At 71.4% G+C, this 25,103-nt stretch carries 23 protein-coding genes and 1 riboswitch; of the genes, 6 read left to right on the plus strand and 17 right to left on the minus strand.

The genetic code is table 11. The features are described 5' to 3' along the window. Nucleotides 1-238: 238 nt before the first annotated feature. The gene (locus tag ACZ4TV_RS32635; protein ID WP_468138845.1) at nucleotides 239-1,573 is read right to left on the minus strand and encodes an aminotransferase class I/II-fold pyridoxal phosphate-dependent enzyme; all 1,335 of its coding nucleotides are present in this window, start codon (nucleotides 1,571-1,573) and stop codon (nucleotides 239-241) included. 38 nt (nucleotides 1,574-1,611) lie between these two features. On the opposite strand from ACZ4TV_RS32635, the gene ACZ4TV_RS32640 reads away from it, so the two are divergent. Beyond that, nucleotides 1,612-2,346: a pyridoxamine 5'-phosphate oxidase family protein gene (locus ACZ4TV_RS32640; protein ID WP_468138846.1), complete on the plus strand. Its 735-nt coding sequence runs from the start codon at nucleotides 1,612-1,614 to the stop codon at nucleotides 2,344-2,346. Here ACZ4TV_RS32640 and ACZ4TV_RS32645 read toward each other — a convergent pair. Beyond that, the gene (locus ACZ4TV_RS32645) at nucleotides 2,328-3,290 is read right to left on the minus strand and encodes a DMT family transporter (protein WP_468138847.1); all 963 of its coding nucleotides are present in this window, start codon (nucleotides 3,288-3,290) and stop codon (nucleotides 2,328-2,330) included. The genes ACZ4TV_RS32640 and ACZ4TV_RS32645 overlap by 19 nt on opposite strands. A gap of 161 nt (nucleotides 3,291-3,451) precedes the next feature. Beyond that, a complete protein-coding gene (locus ACZ4TV_RS32650; protein ID WP_468138848.1) occupies nucleotides 3,452-4,435 on the minus strand; it encodes an EamA family transporter in 984 nt (327 codons plus the stop codon). A gap of 171 nt (nucleotides 4,436-4,606) precedes the next feature. Between ACZ4TV_RS32650 and ACZ4TV_RS32655 the strand changes: the two genes are divergently transcribed. After that, nucleotides 4,607-5,035 carry a type II toxin-antitoxin system Rv0910 family toxin gene (locus ACZ4TV_RS32655; protein WP_468138850.1) on the plus strand — a complete coding sequence of 143 codons (429 nt, stop codon included), beginning with the start codon at nucleotides 4,607-4,609 and terminating at the stop codon, nucleotides 5,033-5,035. 136 nt (nucleotides 5,036-5,171) lie between these two features. On the opposite strand, the gene ACZ4TV_RS32660 is transcribed toward ACZ4TV_RS32655, so the two are convergent. Further along, on the minus strand, nucleotides 5,172-5,804 hold the full coding sequence (locus ACZ4TV_RS32660; RefSeq protein WP_468138851.1) for a PadR family transcriptional regulator: 633 nt from the start codon (nucleotides 5,802-5,804) through the stop codon (nucleotides 5,172-5,174). 182 nt (nucleotides 5,805-5,986) lie between these two features. Here ACZ4TV_RS32660 and ACZ4TV_RS32665 point away from each other — a divergent pair, with 182 nt between their 5' ends. After that, nucleotides 5,987-6,808, plus strand: coding sequence for a PhzF family phenazine biosynthesis protein (locus ACZ4TV_RS32665; RefSeq protein ID WP_468138852.1), 822 nt, complete (start codon nucleotides 5,987-5,989; stop codon nucleotides 6,806-6,808). Between the two features lie 36 nt (nucleotides 6,809-6,844). Here ACZ4TV_RS32665 and ACZ4TV_RS32670 read toward each other — a convergent pair whose 3' ends face one another. Both ACZ4TV_RS32670 and ACZ4TV_RS32675 read right to left on the minus strand, forming a co-directional pair. After that, nucleotides 6,845-7,666 (minus strand): CPBP family intramembrane glutamic endopeptidase, encoded by an 822-nt coding sequence (locus ACZ4TV_RS32670; RefSeq protein WP_468138854.1) that lies wholly within the window; start codon nucleotides 7,664-7,666, stop codon nucleotides 6,845-6,847. A 101-nt stretch (nucleotides 7,667-7,767) separates the two neighbouring features. Further along, a complete protein-coding gene (locus ACZ4TV_RS32675; protein WP_468138855.1) occupies nucleotides 7,768-9,300 on the minus strand; it encodes a glutamate-cysteine ligase family protein in 1,533 nt (510 codons plus the stop codon). A gap of 496 nt (nucleotides 9,301-9,796) precedes the next feature. Here ACZ4TV_RS32675 and ACZ4TV_RS32680 point away from each other — a divergent pair, with 496 nt between their 5' ends. Both ACZ4TV_RS32680 and ACZ4TV_RS32685 read left to right on the plus strand, forming a co-directional pair. Further along, the gene (locus tag ACZ4TV_RS32680; RefSeq protein WP_468138857.1) at nucleotides 9,797-10,417 is read left to right on the plus strand and encodes a hypothetical protein; all 621 of its coding nucleotides are present in this window, start codon (nucleotides 9,797-9,799) and stop codon (nucleotides 10,415-10,417) included. A gap of 260 nt (nucleotides 10,418-10,677) precedes the next feature. After that, nucleotides 10,678-10,866, plus strand: a complete 189-nt coding sequence (locus ACZ4TV_RS32685; protein WP_030009772.1) for a DUF5999 family protein — start codon at nucleotides 10,678-10,680, stop codon at nucleotides 10,864-10,866. 144 nt (nucleotides 10,867-11,010) lie between these two features. Here the strand turns inward: ACZ4TV_RS32685 and gcvP are convergent, their stop codons facing one another. After that, nucleotides 11,011-13,905 (minus strand): aminomethyl-transferring glycine dehydrogenase, encoded by a 2,895-nt coding sequence (gene gcvP / locus ACZ4TV_RS32690; RefSeq protein WP_468138859.1) that lies wholly within the window; start codon nucleotides 13,903-13,905, stop codon nucleotides 11,011-11,013. A gap of 196 nt (nucleotides 13,906-14,101) precedes the next feature. Further along, nucleotides 14,102-14,200, minus strand: a riboswitch (glycine riboswitch). Between the two features lie 112 nt (nucleotides 14,201-14,312). Between gcvP and ACZ4TV_RS32695 the strand changes: the two genes are divergently transcribed. Further along, on the plus strand, nucleotides 14,313-14,678 hold the full coding sequence (locus ACZ4TV_RS32695; protein WP_468138861.1) for a PRC-barrel domain-containing protein: 366 nt from the start codon (nucleotides 14,313-14,315) through the stop codon (nucleotides 14,676-14,678). Between the two features lie 162 nt (nucleotides 14,679-14,840). On the opposite strand, the gene ACZ4TV_RS32700 is transcribed toward ACZ4TV_RS32695, so the two are convergent. From ACZ4TV_RS32700 to ACZ4TV_RS32745, 10 genes are all read right to left on the minus strand, one after another. After that, nucleotides 14,841-16,286 carry a DNA polymerase IV gene (locus tag ACZ4TV_RS32700; RefSeq protein ID WP_468138863.1) on the minus strand — a complete coding sequence of 482 codons (1,446 nt, stop codon included), beginning with the start codon at nucleotides 16,284-16,286 and terminating at the stop codon, nucleotides 14,841-14,843. Nucleotides 16,287-16,397: 111 nt separating this feature from the next. Beyond that, complete coding sequence (locus ACZ4TV_RS32705; RefSeq protein ID WP_468138864.1) at nucleotides 16,398-17,036, minus strand: MerR family transcriptional regulator; 639 nt, start codon at nucleotides 17,034-17,036, stop codon at nucleotides 16,398-16,400. 180 nt (nucleotides 17,037-17,216) lie between these two features. Beyond that, nucleotides 17,217-17,690: a bifunctional nuclease family protein gene (locus tag ACZ4TV_RS32710; RefSeq protein ID WP_030009777.1), complete on the minus strand. Its 474-nt coding sequence runs from the start codon at nucleotides 17,688-17,690 to the stop codon at nucleotides 17,217-17,219. Between the two features lie 53 nt (nucleotides 17,691-17,743). Further along, on the minus strand, nucleotides 17,744-18,526 hold the full coding sequence (gene ftsR, locus ACZ4TV_RS32715; protein WP_468138866.1) for a transcriptional regulator FtsR: 783 nt from the start codon (nucleotides 18,524-18,526) through the stop codon (nucleotides 17,744-17,746). 46 nt (nucleotides 18,527-18,572) lie between these two features. Beyond that, complete coding sequence (locus tag ACZ4TV_RS32720; RefSeq protein ID WP_468138873.1) at nucleotides 18,573-19,517, minus strand: FHA domain-containing protein; 945 nt, start codon at nucleotides 19,515-19,517, stop codon at nucleotides 18,573-18,575. An 85-nt stretch (nucleotides 19,518-19,602) separates the two neighbouring features. Beyond that, a complete protein-coding gene (locus ACZ4TV_RS32725; protein ID WP_468138867.1) occupies nucleotides 19,603-20,391 on the minus strand; it encodes a DUF881 domain-containing protein in 789 nt (262 codons plus the stop codon). 5 nt (nucleotides 20,392-20,396) lie between these two features. Beyond that, complete coding sequence (locus ACZ4TV_RS32730; protein ID WP_007262894.1) at nucleotides 20,397-20,729, minus strand: small basic family protein; 333 nt, start codon at nucleotides 20,727-20,729, stop codon at nucleotides 20,397-20,399. After that, nucleotides 20,726-21,634, minus strand: a complete 909-nt coding sequence (locus tag ACZ4TV_RS32735) for a DUF881 domain-containing protein (protein ID WP_468138868.1) — start codon at nucleotides 21,632-21,634, stop codon at nucleotides 20,726-20,728. The genes ACZ4TV_RS32730 and ACZ4TV_RS32735 overlap by 4 nt, the downstream gene beginning before the upstream one ends. Before the next feature lie 110 nt (nucleotides 21,635-21,744). After that, nucleotides 21,745-24,240: a sugar phosphate nucleotidyltransferase gene (locus tag ACZ4TV_RS32740; protein WP_468138869.1), complete on the minus strand. Its 2,496-nt coding sequence runs from the start codon at nucleotides 24,238-24,240 to the stop codon at nucleotides 21,745-21,747. Nucleotides 24,241-24,340: 100 nt separating this feature from the next. Further along, nucleotides 24,341-24,931, minus strand: coding sequence for a CDP-alcohol phosphatidyltransferase family protein (locus tag ACZ4TV_RS32745; protein ID WP_468138871.1), 591 nt, complete (start codon nucleotides 24,929-24,931; stop codon nucleotides 24,341-24,343). Nucleotides 24,932-25,103: the final 172 nt, after the last annotated feature.

Genomic DNA, 25,103 nt, shown 5'->3' on the forward strand with positions numbered 1-25,103 from the left:
ACAGAGGAAAACGAAACCGACACTCTTAAAAAGAAACGGCCCTGTGGGGGGGGGGGGGGTTGGGGGGTGGGGGGGGGGGGGGGGGGGGGGGGGGGCCTCTCCCCCCCCCCCCCCCCAGCGGCGCCGCGCCCGCCACCGCGGGCGCGGCCTCGGCGCCACGCCGGACCGCGGCGATCACGTGCCGCGTCGGACGGTCCCGGACCGGGCCCCCGGAAGGGGCGCGGCGCAAGACCCCGGGTCAGTCGTACCGCACGCCCGCCACCCCCGGCCGGACCGCCGCGGCCACGGCGTCGGCCAGGCCCGGCACCTCCGCGACCCGCAGCTGCGACACCGTCAGGCGCACCCCCGGGCCCGCCTCGACCCGGAAGAGCGCCCCCGCGCTCACCGCCCACCCGGCGGCGAGCAACCGCGTGACCACCGCCGTCTCGTCGGCCACCGGCACCCACACGTTCATGCCGCTGCGCCCGTGCGCCCGCACCCCCCGCTCGCGCAGCGCTTCGACCAGCGCGTCGCGCCGCTCCCCGTACGAGCGGGCCACCGCCGCCCGGTCCACCGCGTCCGAGGTCCACAGCTCCACCACCGCGTACTGCAACAACCGGCTCACCCACCCCGGGCCCAGCCGCTGCCGTCCCCGTACCCGGTCCAGCGTCACCGCGTCCCCCGTCAGCACGGCGAGCCGCAGGTCCGGCCCGTACGCCTTCGCCGTGGAGCGGACCAGCGCCCAGTGCCGGGTCACCCCGCCCACCGGATGCAAGGGCAGGTCGACGATCCCGTGACCGTGGTCGTCCTCGATCACCAGCACCCCGGGGTGGCGCACCAGCAGTGCCCGCAGCTCCCCCGCACGCTCCGCGCTCACCGCGGCACCCGTCGGGTTCTGCGCCCGCGAGGTCACCACCAGCGCCCGCGCCCCGGCCTCCAGCGCCCGGGCCACCGCTTCGGCCCGCGGCCCGTCGTCGTCCACCGCCACCGGCAGCACCCGCAGCCCCAGCGCCGGGACGAGGTCCAGCACACCGCCCCACCCCGGGTCCTCGACCGCCACCGCGTCCCCCGGCCGCAGATGGGCGGCGAGCACCCGTTCGATCGCGTCCAGCGCGCCGGAGGTCACCGCCACCGGCCCGGGCGCCACCCCGTCCGCGTCGAAGCCGGCCCGGGCGAGGCGTGCCAGCTCCGGGGCCACCGGGTCCTCCCCGTAAAGGGTCGGCGCCTGCGCGTACCGCCGGGCGGCCGCCGCAAGCGGCCCGTCCAGCAGGGGTAGCAGCGAGGCGTCCGGGTTGCCGTGCGCGATGTCCCGTACGCCCGCCGGCACCGCCATCCTCAGCGCGTCCCGGGGTGTGCTCGACGGCCGGGCCCGCACCCGGCTGCCGCGCCGTCCGTCGGTCTCGATGACCCCGCGCTCGCGCAGCGTCCGGTACGCGGCGGCCACGGTGTTGGGGTTCACCCCCAGCTCGGCGGCCAGCTCCCGCATCGGGGGCAGCAGCGATCCCGGCGGGAGCGCCCCCGATGCCACGCCCGCCTCGACGCTGGCCGCGATATCCGCTGTGCGACGCCCTGAAATCCGATAATCTCCTAGCACAAAGCTAATTATGCACTAGCGCAATGGAGTCCGGCACCATGACCGCCACGTCCGCCACGGAGACGACCGAGACGACCGAGTCCACCGCCTCGACCGCGTCCACCGCCTCGACCGAGTCGACCGGTACGTACGAGCCCACCGACCTCACGGTCCCGAGCCGTGCCCGTGACCGGGCGCGCTACGACCGGGAGACGGTCCACTCGATACTCGACCAGGCCTACATCTGCCACCTCGGCTTCATTCGCGACGGCGCTCCCGTGGTCCTGCCCACGCTGTTCGCGCGGGTCGGCGAATCGATCTACATGCACGGCTCCACCGGCTCCCGCCCGCTGCTCGCGGCCGGGCAGGCCGACCCGGGCCTGGCCGTCTGTGTGACCGTGACCCACGTCGACGGCCTGGTGCTGGCCCGCTCGGCCTTCCACCACTCGCTCAACTACCGCTCGGTGGTCGTGCACGGCACCGCGCACCAGGTCACCGACGAGGCGGAGCGCCGGATGGCCCTGGACGCCCTGGTCGACTCCGTCGTCCCGGGCCGCTCCGGCGACATCCGGCCCGCCAACGCCAAGGAACTCGCCGCCACCGCGGTGATCCGCGTGGACCTGACCGAGGTGTCCGCGAAGCTCCGCACCGGCCCCGCCAACGACGACGCCGAGGACCTGGACCTGCCCTACTGGGCGGGCGTGGTCCCGGTCACGCCGGCGTACGCGGCCCCCGTACCCGCCGCGGACCTGGCCCCCGGCATCGCCGTCCCGGACTACATCACCGCGCTCTGAGGACTCTGCCGCACGGCGGTGGTGGGACCGCCGGCCGGACGGCGGGATTCCGCCGCGATCAGCGCACCCACCGCCGTCAGCAGCAGTACGGTGCCCAGCACCACGGCGCCGGTCAGCCGCTCCCCGAGGAGCAGGACGGCGATCAGCGCCGCGCTCACCGGCTCGATCAGCATGATCACCGACACCGTCGCGGCCCGGACGGCCGCGGCTCCCGTGAAGTAGAGCGCGTACGCCAGCGCCGTCGGCACGGTGGCCACGTACACCAGCAGCCAGAGCACCCGCCCCAGTTCGGCGGTGTGCGGGAGCAGACCCTCCACCGCGGCCAGCGGCAGCAGGCACAGCGTGCCCACCGCGACCGACCAGGCGGTGGTCACCAACGGGTCCCCGCCGGCACCGCGCTGTCCGAGCCACCGCGCCCGCAGGGTCATCGCCGCGTACCCGGCGGCCGACAGCAGCGCCCAGCCGACGCCGAGCGGCCGCACCTCACCGCCCCCACTGCCCAGCACCAGTACGGCCAGCCCCGCCAGCGCCCCGACGACGGCGGCCACGCCGCCGCGGCCGAGCCGCTCGCCCGTCCAGTACCGCGCCCCGAGCGCGATGATCACGGGCCCGGCGCCGAGGGTGACGACGGTGCCCACCGCGAGGCCGGTCTCGCGGACGGCGGCGAAGTACGCGGCCTGGAAGAGCGTGAACAGCAGCCCGGTCCCGATCAACGAGCCCACCGAAGGCCGCTCCCGCCGCGGGCCGGGACGCGACCCCCGTACGGCGAGCACCCCCAGCAGCACCACGAGCCCGCCCGCGCACCGCCAGAAGGACAGGGAGAGCGGGCCGAGGTCACTGGCCAGGAAGACGAGTGAGGCGGCCGCCCCGGCGGTGCCCCAGGCGGCGCCGGCGACGATGAGGTACAGCAGACTGCGCCCGGAAGCGGGCGAATGATTCGACACGAAAGTCTCCGCGCATGCGTGAAGGATGAAAGAAGCAGGTCATCGCTTCGCGGGCAGCGCGAACCCGCCCGGGAGCTCCCCGGGCCGGGTCATGATCGTGGAAGTGCCGCCCGCGCTAGGCGGCGGGAGGCGGAAGCACGGTCGAAGGCATGGTCGCCACCCTAGGCCTTCGTCGTCTCACGGTCCAGCTCGGCCCGGTCGGCCCGGTCGGCCGGGTCAGCCGCGGCCAGGGGGGTCGCCACGGCCGGCCGGGAGGACTGGGCGATGAAGGCACCGCCCAGCACCAGCCCGCCGCCGACGATCTGCCAGGTCGAGAGGTGCTCACCGAGCAGGATCCAGGCCAGCACGGTGGCGACGACCGCCTCCAGGAAGGCCACCACGCCCGCGACCTGGGGCGAGAGCCTGCGGACCGAGACCACGCCGGTGAGGTAGGCGAAGACCGTCGCGACCAGCACCACCCAGGCGAGCAGCACCGGCGCGGGCATCAGCGTGCCGCCCAGGGCGGCCTGCCCGCCCAGCACTTGCCAGTCGATCTCCCAGGGCCGGGCGATCACCGTCATCACCAGGGCGCCGACGAGCATGCCGTACGCGATCACCCCGAGCGGGTCGGGGGCGTCGTCCCCGTCGGCGCCCTGGTCGGCGAAGACGAAGTAGAAGGCCTGGCAGCAGGCCGCGGCGAGGCCGAAGAGCACGCCGAGCGGGTCCAGGCTCAGACCGGCCCAGATCTCGACCACGCAGGCCAGGCCCACGACGGCCACGGCCGCACCCGCCGCGGCGCCCCGGGTCACGGGCTTGCGCTGTACGAAGCGGATGTAGCCGAGCAGCAGCGCCGGGCCCAGGTACTCCAGCAGCAGGGCCACGCCGACCGGGATCCGGGACAGGGAGGCGAAGTAGAAGGCCTGCACACCCGCGACGGCGACCAGCCCGAAGCCGGCGAGCAGCGCCGGCCTGCGCCGGACGAGGTCACGGTGGCGCCAGGCCAGCGGGGACAGCACGAGCGCTGCCCCGGCCACCCTGAGCCAGACCATGTGGAGGGGGTCCAGACCCGCCTCGATCAGCGGCTTCGCCGCCACTCCGGAACCACCGAACGCGAACGCCGAGACGAGGGCGAGGCCCAGTCCGGCATTTCTCCCTGACGCTTGCATCCGGCCATCATGGCAGGGTCCGGTCAGTACCGTCACGGACGTGACACCTGTTGAGACGCAGCCGACACCCCGCCCGCCGATGCCGACGCCATCTGACAGGCCGTCAGTATTGAATGTTCCGCCCGCCGGGGCTACCTTCCGCGCACGTATCCGACGCGAAGGGGTGGTCGCATGGCTGAAGTCACCGCGGAATCACGCATCGAGGCGTCCGCCGCGAAGCTCTGGTCCCAACTGACGGACTGGGACGCGTACGGCCAGTGGAGCATGACCCACACCAACTTCCCGCAGGGCGGCCCCCAGACCCTCGCGATCGGGTCCACCTTCGCCGAGAACATGAAGATGATGGGCTTCCCGGCCGAGGTCGTCTGGACCGTGTCGGAGCTGGAGGACGAGCGCCTCTTCGCCATCACCGGCAAGGGCCCGATGGGCGTGGCCGTCCTCACCAGGTACACCCTGACCCCGGACGGCGGGGCCACCACCGTCCGCATCGACGGCGAGTTCACCGGGGCCGCCGTCTCCCTGATGGCGGGCAAGCTCAAGGACTCGGCCACCGCCGCGCTGAACGAGTCGCTGCGCAAGCTGGCCGGCCTGGTCGCCTGACCCCGGACGTGCGTACGTACGGCAGCGCGCCCCGCGAGAGGACTCGCGGGGCGCGCTGACCGCTTCCGGGGCCGGGGCCTCGGGCGGGGCCGGGGCCGGTGCCTCGGGCGGGGCCGGGGTCCTGGCCCCGCCCCGCTCAGTGCTCGTCGGCCAGGATCAGGTAGAGCTTCTTGCGGGCGTCGTTGATGACGCCGAGCGCCTTCTCCCGCTGCTCGGCCGAGCCGGTCCTGAAGACCTGCCCGAAGGCGTCCATCAGACCGCCACAGGCCGTGCGGATCTGATGCATCGCCTCGAAGTCCACACCGCGCCCGGCATCGGCCCACGGGGCGTCCGGACCCGACTCGGCCTCGGCGCGGCCGGCGTCGGTGAGCGTGAACAGCTTCTTGCCGCCCTCGCTCTCGCTGGTGATGAGCCCCTCGTCCTCGAGCAGCTGCAGCGTCGGGTAGACCGAGCCGGGGCTGGGCTTCCACCCTCCGCCGCTGCGCTCACCGATCTCCTGGATCATCTCGTAGCCGTGCATCGGCCGGTCGGTGAGCAGCGCCAGGATCGAGGCGCGCACGTCACCGCGCCGGGCCCGGCCTCGCGGTCCTCCCCGGCCGCCGCGCCCACCGAAGGGGCCGGCACCGAAGGGCGGTCCGAACGGGCCGAAGGCGGCGCGCCGCTCCTGGAACTCCTCCCGACGATCGGGCCCGCAGTGGCCGTGACCCCGTCCGTGCTCATGCCCGGGGCCGTGTCCGTGGCCGTGTCCGTGCTGTCCGCGTGAACGCATGACCGCGCTCCTTTCGTCACGTTGTGATGTGCTCATCGGTTCTCCGATGTATCCACTATCGGTGAGCGGTCGCGATGCGTCAACGATATATCGGAAACTACTCCAGCGAACAGCCCGGAGCGAGGCCAGTCACCCCGGATTGGCCTTTGCCGGTGATCAAGGAACCGCCCTAACGTCGGGGCATGCGCATCCGAATCGTCGACGCCTTCACCGACCGTCCCTTCCACGGGAACCCCGCCGGAGTCCTGCTCCTCGACACCGGATTCCCCCCGGACACCTGGCTCCAGCAGGTGGCCTCCGAGGTGAACCTCTCCGAGACCGCCTTCGCCCACCCCCTGCCGCCCGGCGGGGACGCCGACTGGGCGCTGCGCTGGTTCACCCCGGCCGCCGAGGTCGACATGTGCGGCCACGCCACGCTCGCCACGGCCCACGTACTGGCCACCAGCGGGCTGGCCGAAGGACGGATCCGGTTCGCCGCGCGCTGCGGCGTCCTCACGGCGGAGACCGCCGGGGACGGCACGATCACCATGGACTTCCCGACGTCCTCACTGACCCCGGTCCCGGCGCCGGCCGCCATGGACCACGCGCTCGGCGGGGCGCCGATCCTCTCCGTGCACGACACCGCCGCGCACGTCGGCGACCTCCTGATCGAGCTCCCGGACGAGAAGACCGTCCGCGAACTGACACCGGACCACGGCGCCCTGCGCGCCTTCGCCAAGCGCGGGGTGATCGTCACCGCGGCCGCCGAGGATCCCTCCCGCGGGTACGACTTCGTCTCCCGCGGCTTCTTCCCGGCCTTCGGGATCGACGAGGACCCGGTCACCGGCAGCGCCCACACCGCGCTCGCCCCGTTCTGGGCCCAGCGCCTGGGCCGCACGGAGCTGACCGGCCTGCAGGGGGGCGCCCGCCAGGGGCTGGTACGGGTGGTCCTGGCGGGGGAACGCACCCTGCTGACCGGTCACGCGGTCACCGTTCTCGACGGGGAGCTCCTCACCGCCCCGTGACCGGACGGCCGTGGGCGCCGTGCCGGGTCCCGCCCGTCACGGCGTCGGCAGCCAGCCCACCTTGCCCGCGAGCAGGGCGTACCCGCCGAAGGCCACGATGTCGAGCAGCGCGTGCGCGACGACGAGCGGCCCCACCCGGCCCCAGCGGCGGTAGGCCAGGACGAAGACGACGCCCATCACCACGTTGCCGATGAAGCCGCCGATCCCCTGGTAGAGGTGGTAGGAACCGCGCAGCACCGAACTGGCCAGCAGCGCGGCCATCGGCGACCAGCCCAGCTGGTCGAGCCGGCGCAGCAGGTAGGCCAGCACGATGACCTCCTCCACCACGGAGTTCTGCACCGCGGAGAGGATCAGTACGGGGAACTTCCACCACACGTCGGGCAGCGCCTCCGGCACCACCGTGAGGTTGAACCCGGTGGCCCGCGCGGCGAGGTAGAAGGCCAGCCCCGCGCTCCCGATCCCGGCCGCGACCAGAGCCCCCCGGCCCAGGTCCCGCAGGGGCGTGGTGCGGTCGAAGCCCAGCACCCGCAGCCCGGGTGCGCCCTCGCGGGTCAGGAGGTGCGCCACCAGCAGGACGGGGACCAGCGCGGTCGCGATGCCGAACAGCTGCCAGGCCAGGTCCAGCCAGGGCCGGCCGGGGGCGTACGAGCCGTTGAGCGTGGCGGCCTGGTCCTTGAGACCGCCCGGCTTGGTGAGCGAGCCGATGAAGCTGATCAGCGCCGAGACCCCGCTCGCGCCCAGCGACAGGGCCAGGACGAGCAGCGTCTCGGTGCGCAGGACGCCCCGCCGCGCGTCCTCGCCCAGCTCCACGACCACCGGCTCCGGATCCGCCCGCACGCCCGACTCCCGTCCTGCCATCCCGTTGTGACCACCCCATACTGCCTCCTCGGCGACCGGGAGGATCACTGCGGGCCATCACCGGGACGCCAGGACGGCGCCGGATGCGCGGGGTCCACGTCCTAGCGCACCACCGGCACGGAGGTGTCCACCTCCTCCGCCAGCCCGACGGGCCAGGTGTGCACGGGTTCGCCCTGGTGCATCAGCTCGCTGTACCTCCGGGTGGTCGCGGCCAGCGCCTCGTCCCGCTCCAGCCCGGCCGCCAGCGCCCGGTGGTAGGTGTCCACCTGCCAGGTCGCCCCGTTCACCCGCCGCCGGCAGCGCTCCTCGATGATGCCGAGGTAGTGGTCCCGGTCCGCGGGCTCGATGCCCCAGGCGTCCAGCCCCCCCGCCGCCATCGGCAGCAGCTCGTCCAGGACGAGCCGCACGGCGGGTACGCTCGCCAGTCCCCCGGCCCGGCCCCGGCGCGGCCACCGCAGCCGCGCGTCGATCCCGTACCGGCAGGCCGCGTCGAAGTTCGCCTCCGCCTCGGCGAAGGGCAGTCGGGTCCACACCGGACGCGGCTCCTCCGCGAGGGTGCGTACGAGCCCGTAGTAGAAGGCGGCGTTGGCGACGACATCGGCGACCGTGGGCCCGGCCGGCAGTACGCGGTTCTCCACCCGCAGGTGCGGCACCCCGTCCGCGACGCCGTACACCGGCCGGTTCCACCGGTAGACGGTGCCGTTGTGCAGGACCAGCTCCTGCAGCCCGGGTACCCCGCCCTCGGCGAGCACCCGCAGCGGCTCCTCCTCGTCGCAGATCGGCAGCAGGGCGGGGAAGTAGCGGACGTTCTCGGCGAAGAGCTCGTAGGCCGAGTCCACCCACCGCTCCCCGAACCAGGTGCGCGGCCGCACTCCCTGCGCCTGGAGCTCGGGCGGGCGGGTGTCGGTGGCCTGGGTGAACAGCGGCGGCCGCGACTCCCGCCACAGCTCGCGCCCGAACAGGAAGGGCGAGTTGGCGCCGACGGCTATCTGCACGGCGGCCACCGCCTGCGCCGCGTTCCACACCGCCGCGAACCGGGCCGGCGTCACCTGGAGGTGCAGTTGTACGGAGGTGCAGGCGGCCTCCGGCACGATCGATCCGGAGGTCCAGATCAGCCGCTCCACACCGTCGATGTCGAGCGTGAAGTCCTCCCCGCGCATCATGAGGATCTGCTCGTTCAGCAGCGAGTAGCGGTCCACCGCGGAAAGGTTCGCGCTGACCAGGTCCGCGCGGGAGATCGTCGGCAGAATACCGATCATCACCACTCCGGCGTCGATCTCCGCGGCCTGCCTGTGGGCATAGCCCAGCCCCGCGCTGAGTTCCTCGGCGAGCTGGTCGAATACCCGGCCACCCAGCCGGTGCGGAAGGACGTTCACCTCCAGATTGAACATTCCCAGTTCGGTCTGGAAATCGGGGCTCGCAATCCGCTCCAGTACCTGGGCATTCACCATTCTCGGCAACCCGTCGGCACCCGCCAGATTCAGCTCGATCTCCAGCCCCATCATGTTCTTCGGGCGATCGAACCTCTTCTCGACCAGGAGCCGCTCCAGTCCCTCCAGACACTCGTGAAGCTTCCTTCGATACCGCTGCCGATCGGACAGGTCGAATCCGCCCGCCACGACCTTCTCCCCCATCGAGCGTCCCCTCCTCGAGTGCACCTGGCCCGGGACGCCCAGGCGCGCGTTACGGTCGATGATGCCCCGGCATCGTGATCCATAACGCGGAGGGGGCGTGCGTGGCGAGGAGCGCGCGCCGGTTTGGCCGAAGGGCGCTTTGGCACATTCACCTGGCAAGTCGCCTCGCGCAAATTCCGCTTCGACATTGCCCGCTCCCGGATAGTCGGCGCTTTCCAGCCGAGCCCCTGTCCGGTAACCTCCGAGGTCAGCGCGGAACGTTCGCACGTATCCGGCATGAATGCCATGTCAGCGGGACCGGTAAGCGCCTTGCCGGCAATAGCCGGGACAGCTAGCCGAAACACTGCGTGAACACATGTCGTATAAACTCCGCAAACGAGGCAGAGAGTTGGCGCGCGGCCATTGCCCCTCGGCCCCCCTCTGGCCCCAGAATGCGACAGCGCCCGTCCGCACCTGCCCCCGTTCCACAGGTCTCCCAAGTGAGAGGCGACCCACCATGCCGCTGCATGTCCCTCCGGCTCCCGCGCCCGCCCTGCGCAGCGTCCTCGCGGCACTCGGTTCTCCCACCGCCGTCCACGAGGCGCACACTCCGGCCCTGCGCGCGATCGAGGGCCCGCTGACCGCCGAACTCCCCCTTCCGGTCCACATCCTCGACCGGCTGCACACGTCCGGCCTCGCGGCCGGCGGCAGGCCGCCCCGCACGCGGCTCACCGGCTGGCGGTTCCTGATCCGCAGCGGGGACCGCTACGTAGCGGCGGCCGACACCCGGCTGACACCCGACGGCTGGGCCTTCTCGCACTTCTTCGAGGGGCCCTACGTCGCCGCCACCGAACGCGCCCTGCGCCAGGCGGAGTCCCTCTCGACGAACTACCAGCCGCGGCTGCTGTCCGTACCGGAGCTCTACATGCTGACCCTGTGGCTGCACGGGGCGGTGGGCGCCGACGCCTCCGCCGGGCTGCCCGCCGGCGAGGACCTGCTGGTGCCGCTGGCCCCGGCCCCGCCCGGCATCGCCGCGTACCGGCCGCATCCGGTCTCCGAGCTGCTGCCCGTGCTGACCCACCGGCTGACTCCCGCGACGGCGCCGGTCCCGCCCTCGCTGGCCGCGCCCGCCGCCTGACCCGATTGACCCATTCGGCCTAGCCCGCTCGGGTCAAGGTGAACCATCCGAAATGACAGGGGAGTTGGCCTGAACCGCCCGCACGAGTGATGCGTCCTCAATCTATGAGGACAGCTGCCGGGAAATACCTGCGAAGCGGCTGTCGTGGGGGAAGACTGAGGACAAGCTCCCCGCGGGTGCGGGGATGACCCAGGGGGACGGCCATGAACCACGCATCGAGCCGTAGCACACAGACCACAACGCAGCGAAAGAACGCATCCATGTGCCAGCACCAGCCAGCCTGCCCGTCAGCCGAATCCGCCGACCGGGAGGCCGCGCGCCCCGTGGCCAACCACCCGGAGCAGGGCTGGAGCCTGCTGTGCAATGGCGTCCTGCTCTTCGAGGACACCGGTGAGCTGCTGCCGGACGGCCAGATCATCGCTCCGCACCGCCCGCTCGCGGCGGCGTAGGCGACCAGAACGGCCCAGCCGACGCACGCCACGAAGAAGGGGCCGGCCCGGGAGACATCCCCGGACCGGCCCCTTCTTCATGTCGTACCTCATGTCGTACGCCGGTCATCCGGCGCGGGACGAGTCAGGACGAGTCGGGACGAGTCAGTTGTCGTACTCGTCCAGCGGCGGGCAGGAGCACACCAGGTTCCGGTCGCCGAACGCACCGTCGATGCGGCGCACCGGCGGCCAGTACTTCTCGGCAGCCGTGACCCCGCCCGGGAAGACGGCCTCGTCGCGGGTGTACGGGTGGTTCCACTCGCCGCCCAGCGCCGCCGCGGTGTGCGGGGAGTTGGCCAGCGGGTTGTCGTCCACCGGCCACTCGCCGCCCGCGACCCGCTCGATCTCGCCGCGGATGGCGATCATCGCGTCGCAGAAGCGGTCGATCTCGGCGAGGTCCTCGGACTCCGTCGGCTCGATCATCAGCGTGCCGGCGACCGGGAAGGACATGGTCGGCGCGTGGAAGCCGTAGTCGATCAGACGCTTGGCGATGTCGTCCACGCTCACGCCCGTGGCCTTCGACAGCGGGCGCAGGTCGATGATGCACTCGTGCGCGACCAGGTTGCCCGGGCCGGTGTAGAGCACCGGGTAGTGCGGCTCCAGGCGCTTGGCGATGTAGTTGGCGCCGAGCACGGCCACCTGGGTGGCGCGCTTGAGGCCTTCGCCGCCCATGAGGCGCACGTACGACCAGGAGATCGGCAGGATGCCGGCCGAACCCCACGGGGCGGCCGAGATCGGGCCGACGCCCGTCTCCGGGCCCGCGGTCGGCTGGAGCGGGTGGTTCGGCAGGTACGGGGCCAAGTGCGCCCGGACACCGACCGGGCCGACGCCCGGACCGCCGCCGCCGTGCGGGATGCAGAAGGTCTTGTGCAGGTTCAGGTGCGAGACGTCGCCGCCGAAGTGACCCGGCTTGGCCAGGCCGACCAGGGCGTTCAGGTTGGCGCCGTCGACGTAGACCTGGCCGCCGGCCTCGTGCACCTGGGCGCAGATGTCGGCGACGTGCTCCTCGAACACACCGTGCGTGGACGGGTACGTGATCATCAGCACGGCGAGCTCGTCGCGGTACTGCTCGATCTTGGCGCGCAGGTCGGCCGCATCCACCTCGCCGTCGTCGGCGGTCTTGACGACGACGACCTTCATGCCGGCCATCACGGCGCTGGCGGCGTTGGTGCCGTGCGCGGAGGACGGGATGAGACAGATGGTGCGCTGCTCGTCGCCGTTCGCCCGGTGGTAGGCGCGCACGGCCAGCAGGCCGGCGAGCTCACCCTGGGAGCCGGCGTTCGGCTGGATGGAGACCTTGTCGTAGCCGGTGACCTCGCAGAGACGTTCCTCCAGCTCGTTGATGAGCGTGAGGTAGCCCTCGGCCTGCTCCACCGGGGCGAAGGGGTGCAGCTGGCCGAATTCGGGCCAGGTCACCGGCTCCATCTCGGTGGTCGCGTTGAGCTTCATGGTGCAGGAGCCCAGCGGGATCATGCCGCGGTCCAGCGCGTAGTCCTTGTCCGAGAGCTTGCGCAGGTAGCGCAGCATCGCGGTCTCGGAGCGGTGCTGGTGGAAGACCGGGTGGGTCAGGTAGTCGTCCGAGCGCAGCAGGCCCTCGGGCAGGGTGTCGGCCGTGGTCTCGTCGAGCGCCTCGATGTTCGCGGCGGAGCCGTCGACCCCGAATGCGGCCCAGACGGCCTCGACGTCGGCGCGCAGGGTGGTCTCGTCACAGGCGACGGAGACCAGGTCGGCGTCCACCTGGTGGAGGTTGACCCCGCCCTCGCGGGCGGCGGCGACGACCTCGGCCGCACGGCCCGGAACCCGGGCGGTGATCGTGTCGAAGTAGGAGCCGTGCACGATCTCGACCCCGCCGGCCGTCAGACCGGCGGCGAGCAGGGTGGCGTAGCGGTGCGTCCGGCGGGCGATCGTCCGCAGGCCGTCCGGGCCGTGGTAGACGGCGTACATGGCGGCCATGACGGCGAGCAGCACCTGCGCGGTGCAGATGTTGCTGGTGGCCTTCTCGCGGCGGATGTGCTGCTCACGGGTCTGCAGCGCCAGGCGGTACGCCTTGTTGCCGTCCGCGTCCACGGAGACGCCGACGAGGCGGCCGGGCAGCGAGCGGGCGTGCTTGTCCTGGACGGCCATGTAGCCGGCGTGCGGTCCGCCGAAGCCCATCGGGACACCGAAGCGCTGGGTGGTGCCGACGGCGATGTCCGCGCCCAGCGCGCCCGGGGAGGTCAGCAGGGTCAGCGCCAGCAGGTCCGCGGCGACGGCGACGATGGCGCCGAGCTCGTGCGCCTGGTCGATGACCGGCTTGATCTCCCGGACGGCACCGGAGGCGCCCGGGTACTGGATCAGCACGCCGAACACACCGCGCTCGGCGACCTCGGCGGGAATCCCGGCGGACAGGTCCGCGACGACGACCTCGATGCCGATCGGCTCGGCGCGGGTCTCGATGACGGCGATGGTCTGCGGCAGCGCGTCGGCGTCCACGAGGAAGACGTTGCCCTTGGCCTTGCCCACGCGGCGGGCCAGCGTCATGGCCTCGGCGGCCGCGGTGCCCTCGTCGAGCAGCGAGGCGCCCGAGGTCGGCAGGCCGGTGAGGTCGGCGACGACCGTCTGGAAGTTCAGGAGCGCTTCGAGCCGGCCCTGCGAGATCTCCGGCTGGTAGGGCGTGTACGCCGTGTACCAGGCCGGGTTCTCCATGACGTTGCGCAGGATCACCGGCGGGGTGAAGGTCCCGTAGTAGCCGAGACCGATCATCGGGGAGAGGACCTGGTTGCGGTCGGCCAGCGAGCGCAGCTCGGCCAGCACCTCGGCCTCGGTCCGCGCCTCGGGCAGGTCGAGCGCCTCGGCGGTCTTGATCACATCCGGTACCGCGGCGGCGGTCAGTTCGTCCAGGGAGCCGTAGCCCACTTGGGCGAGCATCTTCGCCTGCGCCTCGGCATCCGGGCCGATGTGGCGCTGTTCGAAGGGGATGCCTCGCTCCAGCTGGGAGAGCGGAATGCGGTTGGCGGTCATGTACGGAGGCCTCCTGGTCGTATGACCTGCGAGGGGCACCACGGCGCGGGCACCCGGACGGCCTCCCCCTCTGTCATCTCAACCTGAGAGTTTCACCGGAGTCGCGGGGGTCGCCCGTGAGCTCCGGCTTTCACCGTCGGTGAGGAGAGGGACCGGCACTGCACGCCCGGTACCCACCCCTGCTTTCCAGAGTGGCCTCGTCCGTGCGGTACGTATGCCTGAGAGATTCCGGGGAGGATTTGCTCCTTCGGCGCCTCCGACGTGTTCACTCGGAGGACTCTCCCGCACAGGGTCGACAGCCGTCACCCAGCCTACCAGCGAGGATCCGGGCACTCCCCGAGTGGCCTCCTGTGCTGATATGCACTTCTGTAGTCATTACGGAGGAGTTGCGACCATTTGGAGGGACCGTGCAGACCGACATCGATCCGCGCAGCCTGATCGGCCGCAAGGCGTTCGACCGCAATGGCACCAAGATCGGCACTGTCGACGAGGTCTACCTCGACGATGCCACGGGCGTCCCGGAATGGGCCGCCGTCCGGACGGGCCTCTTCGGCCGGGACGCCTTCATCCCCCTGGAGCCGAGCGAGCTGGTGGGCGACACCCTGCGGGTCCCCTTCGACCGCTCCCTCATCAGGGACGCCCCGGACTTCGGCGTCGGCCGCCACCTCTCCCCCGAACAGGAGCTGCAGCTCTACCACCACTACGGCCTCGACACGACCCTGCCGACCGACTTCCAGGGCGACTTCGGCCACCTGGCGGGCGAGGAGGGCTGAGCGACCGGCGGCCGGCACCGGAAGCGGGGGCGCGGCCCGCGCACCGGGAACAGGGGCGCGGCCCGGCACCGGGAGCCGGGGCGCAGGTCGTCTCTTTCGGATCTTGCCGGGCCCGCGCTGCCCGGCAAGATCCGAAAGAGACGACCTAGCCCGCCTTCCGCATCAGGCCGGGCCGTCGGTGCCCCGCTCCCCGTCCCCCACCAGCGGCAACGGCTCCGAGGGCGCCAGCTCGGGGTCGTCCACCCGGAAGGTCCGCACCCGCCCGGGCTCCGACCCCGGCTGCTCGAACCGTACGGTCACCCGCCCGACCCCGCTGCCCTGCACCCACCCGGGCCCGTACACCGCGTGCCGTACGTCGCTCCCGGCCGCCCAGCGCCGCTCCCGCGCCGGCTCCGGCTCCGCGGGCGGCTCGGGCCCCCGCGGGGCACCGGGGGCCCCGCCGGCCCCCTCCGGCCCAGCAGCCTCTCCCTCCTCCCCCTCCTGCGCCTCTTCCGCTCCGTTCTCCTCATGCCCCGCAGCAGGGGCCGCTCCCGCGGCGAGCGACTGCGCGAACAGGTCCTCCTGCGTGTAGTCCGCCAGGCCGGTCACCCCCACCCCCAGCAGCCGCACCCCGCCCGTGGTGTCCACCCCCTCCAGCAGCCGCGCCGCCGCCTCCCGCACCACCGCGGGGTCGTCCGTGGGCCCGCGCAGCGTCTCGGACCGCGTCAGCGTGGAGAAGTCGTAGCGCCGCACCTTGAGCACGATCGTGCGCCCCGAGTGCCCCGAGCCCCGCAACCGCTGCACACACCGGTCGGCGAGCCGCTGCACCTCGTTCCGGATCCGCACCCGGTCGTGCAGGTCCACGTCGAAGGTGTCCTCGACCGACACCGACTTCGCGTCCCGCTCCGCGACCACCGGCCGGTCGTCCAGCCCCAGCGCCATCCGGTACAGCCCCGTACCGTGCGCGCGCCCGACCATGCGGACCAGCTCGTCCTCGCCCGCCTCCACCAGCTCCCCCACCGTGGTGATCCCGGCGCGGCGCAGGTGCTCGCCCGTCGCCGGCCCCACCCCGGGCAGGGTCCGGACCGACATCGGCGCGAGCAGCTCCCGCTCCGTCCCCGGTTCAATGAGCAGCAGCCCGGCCGGCTTCGCCTCTTCGGAGGCCACCTTGGCCAGCATCTTCGACCCGGCCAGCCCCACCGAACCGCTGAGTCCGGTGGCGGCCCTGATGTCGGCCCGCAGCCGCTCCCCGACCGCCCGGGCGGTCGGGGAGTCGTAGGCCACGCCGCCCGCCTCCAGGTCCACGAAGGCCTCGTCCAGGCTGAGCGGCTCCACCAGCGGCGACAGCTCCCGCAGCATGGCCATCACCACGTCGCTGACCTGCCGGTAGAGGCCGAAGCGCGGGAACAGGTACGCGCCGTTCGGGCAGAGCCGCCTCGCCTGCGCCATGGGCATCGCCGAGTGCACCCCGAACCGCCTGGCCTCGTACGAAGCCGTGGCGACGACCCCGCGCGGCCCGAGCCCGCCGACGATGACGGCTTTGCCCCGCAGGCTCGGCTTCGACGCCTGCTCGACGGAGGCGTAGAAGGCGTCCATGTCCAGATGCAGAATGGTCGGCGCGGCTCTCACAGCACCGATGCTGCCCTACGGCACTGACAAGGGGCACCGGGCACGTGGTCCGTCCCGGCGCCCGCGAGTCCCGCTGCGCCCGCTGCCGGCTCACGAGGCCGGGCGCGCAGGTCACACCGCGCGGTTGCGGCGGGCCGCCAGCTCGTCCGTCGGGTTGTGCCCGACCAGGGTCTCGCCGGTGTCCACGCGCTCCCCGTGCAACTGCGACAGCGCGCTCTCGACGTCGCGCCACACCACGCCCACGGCGATGCCGAAGACGCCCTGTCCGCCCTGGAGCAGCGTCACGACCTGGTCCGGCGAGGTGCACTCGTACACGGTGGCGCCGTCGCTCATCAGCGTCATCCGGTCGAGGTCCGAGAAACCGCGGTCACGCAGGTGCTGCACGGCGGTGCGGATGTTCTGCAGGGCCACGCCGGTGTCCAGGAAGCGCTTGACGATCTTGAGGACCACGACGTCGCGGAAGCTGTAGAGCCGCTGCGTGCCCGAACCGTACGCGGGACGCACACTGGGCTCCACCAGCCCGGTCCGCGCCCAGTAGTCGAGCTGCCGGTAGGTGATGCCGGCCGCGGCGCACGCCGTCGGCCCGCGGTAGCCGATCTGCTCGGGCGCCGGGTCACCGCCCACCGGTCCGACCGGCGTCGACTCCGGCTGACGGCGCGCGGAACCGACCGCACCGCCGTGCAGCGGGTACGGTCCAGCGTCACTCCGTGCGGGGGTGCCCCCGGTCGTACCGTCGCCCGTGATCCTCACGCCGACCCTCCGTCCTTGACCTGCCCACCTTGAAGGTAGGCAGTCACCAGGGGTGCGTCAACGATCGCCACACTCGGCACGCCGAGTGATAATCACCCTGAGAGTGGTTTCCCGTATCCCTTTGCGGGGAAAGGCTACTCGAATGGGCTGAAAGTTCTCCGTGGACGACGCGGCCGACGCCTACTGCGGGCCGGTGCCGAAGTCCTCGGGCGAGATCTGGTCGAGGAACTCGCGGAACTTCTCCACCTCGTCCTCCTGCTCGTCCGGAATGGCGATTCCGGCGTCGTCCAGCACGCCGTCACTGCCGTAGATCGGCGTCCCCGTCCGCAGGGCGAGCGCTATGGCGTCGGAAGGCCGCGCGCTCACCTCGACCCCGCTGGCGAAGACGAGCTCCGCGTAGAAGACGCCCTCCCGCAGGTCCGTGATCCGGACCTCGGTGAGCTCCTCACCGATCGCCTCCAGCACGTCCTTGAACAGGTCGTGCGTCAGCGGTCGGGCAGGGGCCATGCCCTGCTGCGCGAAGGCAATGGCGGTGGCCTCCCCTGGACCGATCCAGATGGGGAGGTACCGGTCGCCTCCCACTTCACGCAGGAGCACGATCGGTTGGTTGGAGGGCATTTCCACCCGGACACCCACTACGTCGAGCTCGTTCACACAGCAACCCTAGGACCTGCCCGGCAGGTTTGGGTAGTCGGGGCCCCTCCGGCTCACCTCAGCCGGACCCCGAGAGCAGTCTGTACGAGCGCCTCGTGCAGCCGTACGGACAGCCCCGCGAGCTCCTTCAAAGTGGCCTCCGCGTGGGCCCTGGTCTGCGGATTGCGGTGGCGGCGCAAGGGGGCCACCACCTGCTCCACCAGGCCCGCCTCCCGGTCCGCGGCCGCCTTCATGGCGCGCAGGTGCCGCGGCTCCAGTCCGAAGCGCCCAAGATCGGCCACGAGCCGGGCCACCGTGACCGCCTCGGCGTCGAACCCGCCGTCCGGCCCCTCGGCGAGCAGCCCGTACGACTCCCACTCGACCAGCTGGACCTCGTCCACGTCGGCGGCCGCGAGCAGCTCGGCCCGGCCCACCCGGGCCACGGTGGGCCGCTCCCGCCCCACCTCGCCGTAGACGGCCGCAGGACCGCCTGGATCGACCGCATCGCCCGGGTCCCTGTACGGCGTGGGCGCCGGGATGCGGATCTGTTCACCGCGGGCGAGCGCGTCGAGCTGCTCGCGGATGACCTTCAGCGGCAGGTAGTGATCGCGCTGCAGCCGCAGGATGCGGGCGAGCCGCTCCACGTCCTCGGTGCTGAACTTGCGATATCCCGAAGGCGTGCGCCGGGGCTCGACGAGCCCCTCCGCCTCCAGAAAACGGATCTTCGAGATGGTGACTTCGGGGAACTCGTCACGCAGCGTGGTGAGCACCGTGCCGATGCTCACCAGCCGCCCGGCAGGGCCGGCGGTGCCGGCGGCGCCGTTCTTCGGGGCACCGCCGGTCGGGATACGCAGCATGGGACCTTCCCTCTGGGGGTCCTCCCCGACGGAGTCCGGGGGAGGGTCAGACGCCCCGCAGGCTCGCGTAGAAGACCAGCCGGTACTTGCCGATCTGCACCTCGTCGCCGTTGTGCAGGGCGACGGAGTCGATCGGTTCACGGTTCACGTACGTGCCGTTGAGGCTGCCGACATCGGCGACGGTGAAGCCGCCGTCCGGGTTCCTGCGGAATTCGACATGGCGCCGGGAGACGGTGACGTCGTCCAGGAAGATGTCGCTCTGCGGGTGCCGGCCGGCCGTGGTCAGCTCGCCGTCCAGCAGGAAGCGGCTCCCGGAGTTAGGACCGCGCCGCACGATGAGCAGAGCGGAACCGGGGGGCAGCGCTTCCACCGCGGCCTGGGCCTCGGGGGACAGCGAGGACGACACGTGCGGCTGTCCCGACACCTCGGCCTCGTAGGCCTCCAGGCCCGAGATCGAGATGGTGGACGTGGTCTCCGAGGCACGCTCCGGCGTCAGGCCCGCCCGCAGCGGCGCTCCGCAGTTGGAGCAGAACCGACTGGCCGCATCGCTGCGGTGTCCGCACCTGCTGCAAACCTGCTCGGCCGACATGGACGGCTCCTCGCGCCGCGGCTGCCCCGCGGAGGCGTTGGTGGCATACGGGTCGGGGGCAAACCCTCCACCCGTAGTTGAGCTTGATGGTTCACCGAAACCTATGCGTCCGGTACCAGCAGGGTCAACAGCCGACACACCAGGGGCGCCCGAAACCTCGCCCGCGCCGGCGACCTCGTCACGGAAGAGCGGCCGGTCGCCCTGGCCTTCCCCGTCCCCCTGCCCCGCACGGTGCCGTGCCGCGCCGCTTTCCTCGCGGTTCTTCTTGCCGAACAACTTCTCAAACAACTTCACGGGCGATTCCCCTTGACCGAAACAGACCCGCCCGTGGGGCAGGACGAACTCCGAATGCAGACACCTGCCGACCCGGACATTCTCACAACGTCCGTAACCACCAGACAGTTTCCACCACGCACCGCGACTTCGGTGCGCCGACCCCCCGCAGGCATCCGCCCGCGTGAGCCGCTCCCCCCTCCACTCCGCATCATCACGATGACGACCGAGCGTAGTCAGGCTGCTTCGCAGCCCGCAAGGCATCCACAACGATCTTCGCCGACCGTGTGACGGCGACCGTGGCCTGCTCCTTCTCCAGCGTCTGGACCACACCGCCCGGAATGTTGAGCGCGGGCTCCAGGTCCTGGGGCTTGCCGATCACCCTGAACTCATAGGGTTGTGTGATCTTCTTACCGTCGATCCCGACCCCGCCGTTCTCGTCCGAGAAGTACGAGCCCGCCACGATGCGCACACCGTTGATCTGGATCGCCTCGGCCCCGGCCGCGCGCAGCTCCTGCAGCGTGTCCAGCAGCTGGTCGGACCGCACCTGGCCCGTGGGATCGGTGATCTTCAGCGTGATGCCCGGCCCCTGCGCTGCCACCGTACCGGCCAGGATGCCGAGTTGCCGCTCCTTCTCCACGGTCTGCTTGCGGGCCTCCTCGGCCTGGTTGGAGCTGCTCTCCAGCTCCCTGCGCTGGTCCTCCAGCCGCTGCTTCTCGTCCTCCAGGCGCTTGGTCCGCCCGTCGAGCTCGTCGAGGATCCGTACGAGGTCCTCCTGACGGGCCCCGCGCAGCGCGCTGGACTCGTTCGACCGGACCTGGATGGCCAGACCCAGACCCAGGACGAACAGCAGCAGCGCGACGATCAGTTGGGCCCGGCTCACCCTCGGCGGCCACAGCCCGGCCGCGAGCCGCTGGCGACCGCTCTCCTCGGGCTGCCCCGCCGCACCCTGGGGTGGCCCGCCCGCGCCCGCCGGCTCCTCGGGACTGTCGTTCGTAGTCATCGGCCTCACGCCCGGAACACGTGCCGGCGGATGGCCGCGGCATTGGAGAAGATGCGGATGCCGAGGACCACGACCACACCCGTGGACAGCTGCGAGCCGACGCCGAGCTTGTCACCGAGGAAGACGATCAGCGCGGCCACGACCACGTTCGACAGGAACGACACCACGAAGACCTTGTCCACGAAGATGCCGTCCAGCATCGCGCGCAGACCGCCGAACACCGCGTCCAGCGCCGCCACCACGGCGATCGGCAGATAAGGCTCCACCACGGCCGGTACTTCGGGCCGGACCAGAAGTCCGACCACCACTCCGGCCAAGAGGCCCAGTACCGCGATCACGATGCACCCTTCTGCTGCTCTGCTGCTGTAGCTGTACGTACGGTCAGGCTCGACGCGGCCGGCAGCCGCACCTCGTCGGCGGCGGACAGCGTGTAGCGGATCCCGTAGCTCTCCTGCAGCACGTGCAGGTACTGGCCGTCCGCCGAGTCCTGGAAGGCGGTCCCGAGCCGCTTCTTGTCCCCCACCGCCAGCACTTCGTACGGCGGCACCAGCGGCCTGTTGTCGACCAGTATCGCGTCACCCGCGGCTCTGATCGCCGACAGCGCCGTCAGCCGCTGCCCGTTGATGGAGACGGCCTCCGCCCCGGACTGCCACAGCCCGTTGACGATCTTCTGCATGTCACGGTCGCGGAGCCGGCCAGTGTCCGAGAAGCCCGTGCTCTCGCGCGGTCCGCCACCGCCCCCGGAGGCAGCGCTCTTCGCGTCGTCCACCACCAGCTTGATCCCGGGCCCGCGGACTTCGGTGGCGCCGGACAGCAGCGCCACGAGCTCGCCCTGGCCGCCACCGGGCTGCTTGAGCGCCGCGCGCTGGCGGGTGGCGACATCGGTCCTCAGCCGGTCGATGTCCCGCTCCAGACCGTCCGCGCGCTCGTCGGCCAGCTCCACCCGGTCGATCAGTTCCTGACGCTCCTTGGCCAGCACCGGCGCTGCCAGCCGAGCCTCGGCGGCACCGAGCGTCACCACCATGGCGGCGATGACGAGCCCCGCGGCAAGCCCCAGCTTGGCCTTCAGGGAGCGGGGCAGACCCGCCGTACCCTCCGACTCTCGCCGGGCCGCGGACTCCGCATAGCCCTCGTCGAGAGCGTGGTCCATCACGTGCGTCAGCAGCGACATGGAAGCGTCCGGGCGCGCGGGCACAGGAGACGCCGAAGTCCGGTTGTGGGGCGGCTGCGACATGCCGCACATCGTCGCATGTCGGCGCCGCCCGCACCCAATGCGCCCGCCCGGTGGGACGGGCGGGGTGCTCCCCGCCCGTCCCACCGGACTGCCGGCCCGCGTCATCGCAGGCCCGGCGCTCAGCGCCCGGCGCCGTCCACCACGCCCGCCCACTCGTCGAGCAGGGCCTGCGCGGAGGCGTCGTCGGGACCTTCGGCCCACAGGTGCGTGACGGCTTCCGCCGGGTCGGGCAGGACCAGCGCCCACCGCCCGTCGGCCTCGACCACCCGCACCCCGTCGGTGGTGTCCACCTGCCGGTCGCCGGCCGCCTCCACGACCCTCCGCATGACGAGCCCCTTCACCGCCCACGGTGTAGGAACGTCCCGCTTGAGCACATGGGCGCGCGGAATCCGGGCGTCGATCTGGCTCAGAGTGAGCTGCGTGCGCGCCACCAGCCCGAGCAGCTGCACGAAGGCCGCCGAACCGTCGAAGACGCTGCTGAACTCCGGAACGATGTACCCGCCCCGGCCGTCCCCGCCGAAGATGGTGTTCTCCGCACGCCCCACCCGGGTCAGGTCGTCGGGCGAGGTCGTCGTCCACTCCACCTGCGTGCCGTGGTACGCCGCCACCTGCTCGGCGACCCGCGTGGTGGTCACCGGCAGCGCGACCTTACCGCTGCGCTTCTCCGCGGCCACCAGGTCGAGCATCACCAGCAGTGCCCGGTCGTCCTCGATGATCCGCCCGCGCTCGTCCACCAGGGAGATCCGCTCGCCCACCGGGTCGAAGCGCACCCCGAAGGCCGCCCGCGCCGAGGCGACGATCTCCCCCAGCCGCACCAGCCCGGCCCGCCGGGACTCCGTCGTCTCCGTCGGCCTGGACTCGTCGAGCCCGGGATTGATCGTCAGGGCGTCCACCCCCAGCCGCCCCAGCAGGCTCGGCAGCACGAGCCCGGCGCTTCCGTTGGAGGCGTCCACGACCACCTTGAGCCCGGCGTCACCGATTCCGGTGGTGTCCACCCGCCGCAGCAGCGAGCCGGTGTAGGCGTCGAAGACACTGCCGGGGAACTGCAGGTCGCCGATCTCTCCGGGGAACGCCCGCCGGTACTCCTGGCGCGCGTACACCCGGTCCAGCTTGCGCTGCTGCTGGAGGGAGAGGTCCGCTCCCCGCTCGTCCAGGAACATGATGTCCACGGAGTCCGGAACGCCCGGCGAGGTCCGCAGGACGATTCCGCCGGCGCTGCCCCGCGCGGTCTGCTGCCGCGCCACCGGCAGCGGTACGTTCTCCAGGTCCCGTACGTTGATGGCGCTGGCCTGGAGGGCGGAGATCACGGCCCGCTTGAGCGCCCTCGCGCCCCGGGAGTGGTCACGGGCCGTGGTGACGATCGCCCCCTTCTTCAGGGTCGTCGCATAGGCACCTGCGAGCCGGACCACCACCTCGGGGGTGATCTCGACGTTCAGGATCCCGGAGACTCCTCGCGCACCGAAGAGGTGCGCCTGGCCGCGGGACTCCCAGATGACCGAGGTGTTGACGAAGGCGCCGGCCTCGATCGTCTTGAAGGGGTAGACCCGCACGTTCCCCTGAACGATCGATTCCTCACCGACGAGGCACTCGTCACCGATGACGGCCCCGTCCTCGATCCGCGCGGCACGCATGATGTCGGTGTTCTTGCCGATGACACAGCCGCGGAGATTGCTGTGGGGTCCGATGTACACGTTGTCGTGGACGACCGCCTTGTGCAGGAAGGCCCCGCTCTTCACCACGACGTTCGACCCGATGACGGTGTGCTCACGGATCTCCACGCCGGCCTCGATCTTGGCGTAGTCCCCGATGTAGAGGGGCCCGCGCAGCACCGCGTCCGGACTGACCTCCGCCCCTTCGGCGATCCACACCCCCGGCGAGATCTCGAAGCCGTCCATCTCGACCTGGACCTTGCCCTCGAGCACGTCGGCCTGCGCCTTGACGTAGCTCTCGTGGGTGCCCACGTCCTCCCAGTAGCCCTCGGCCACATAGCCGTAGATCGGCCGGCCTTCCTTCATCAGCTGCGGGAACACGTCGCCGGACCAGTCGACCGAGACGTCCGGATCCACGTAGTCGAAGACCTCGGGCTCCATGACGTAGATGCCGGTGTTGACGGTGTCCGAGAACACCTGGCCCCAGGTCGGCTTCTCCAGGAAGCGCTCGACCTTGCCTTCCTCGTCCACGATCGTGATGCCGAATTCCAGCGGGTTCGGCACCCGGGTCAGGCACACCGTGACCAGTGCGCCCTTCTCCTTGTGGAAGCGGATCAGATCGGTGAGGTCGAAGTCGGTGAGCGCGTCGCCGGAAATAACGACGAACGCGTCATCCTTCAAGGCTTCCTCGGCATTCTTCACGCTGCCGGCGGTGCCGAGTGGCTTCTCCTCGTTGGCATAGGTGAGCTCCATCCCGAGCTCTTCGCCATCCCCGAAGTAGTTCTTGACGAGCGACGCCAGGAACTGCACGGTGACCACGGTCTCGCTGAGCCCATGCCGCTTGAGCAGCCTGAGCACATGTTCCATGATCGGCCGGTTGGCGACCGGCAGGAGTGGCTTGGGCATGCTCGAGGTCATGGGGCGAAGACGTGTGCCTTCGCCACCGGCCATCACGACGGCCTTCATGTCGGAAGAGTCCTCCTTGAGAGATGACAGTCGTACCGACTCTCACTCGTCCCGGTCGGTGGCTCCGCAACTCCTCCGCGTCATCCGGCGCCGGGCGAGCTCAATCGGCTGTGGCGTCAGCCTTCACCAGACGGCGGACTTGAACCACGTAAAGGATTCCTGCCCACCAGTAGAGCGTTGTACCCCATCCCGCGAACGCCCATCCGAAAACTGACCCCGCCCAGGCCAACCAGCCCGTGCCGTCACTGAGAAGCAGCAACGGAAACGCGTACATCAGGTTGAAGGTCGCGGCCTTGCCGAGGAAGTTGACCTGCGGCGGCGGATAGCCGTGACGGCGCAGGATCCACACCATGACCAGCAACATCAGCTCGCGCGCCAGCAACGCTCCGGTGAGCCACAGCGGCAGGAGTTCGCGATAGGTCAGACCGAAGAGCGTCGACAGGATGTAGAGCCGGTCCGCGGCCGGATCCAGCAGCCGGCCCAGGTTGCTGATCTGATTCCAGCGCCGAGCGAGCTTCCCGTCGAGGTAGTCGCTGATCCCGCTGAGCATGAGGACGGCCAGGGCCCACCCGTCGTGCTTCGCGAGGATCAGCCACAGGAACAGGGGCACGCCGACCAGGCGAGCCATGCTCAGGATGTTCGGAATGGTGAAAATTCGGTCAGTCTGAACCCGAGTCTCCTGGACCTCCACCCGGGGGCCTCCACTGTGACTGTAGAAATGGTCGTTCGATGCCCCTTGACCCTACAGGAGACCGCACAGGTGTCCTGAACGCAGAAAAGCCCCGCACCGGCCCGTGAAGGGCTGGTGCGGGGCTTCCGCAATGATTGTTCGGCGGCGTCCTACTCTCCCACAGGGTCCCCCC

Source organism: Streptomyces sp. NPDC028910, assembly GCF_055564955.1.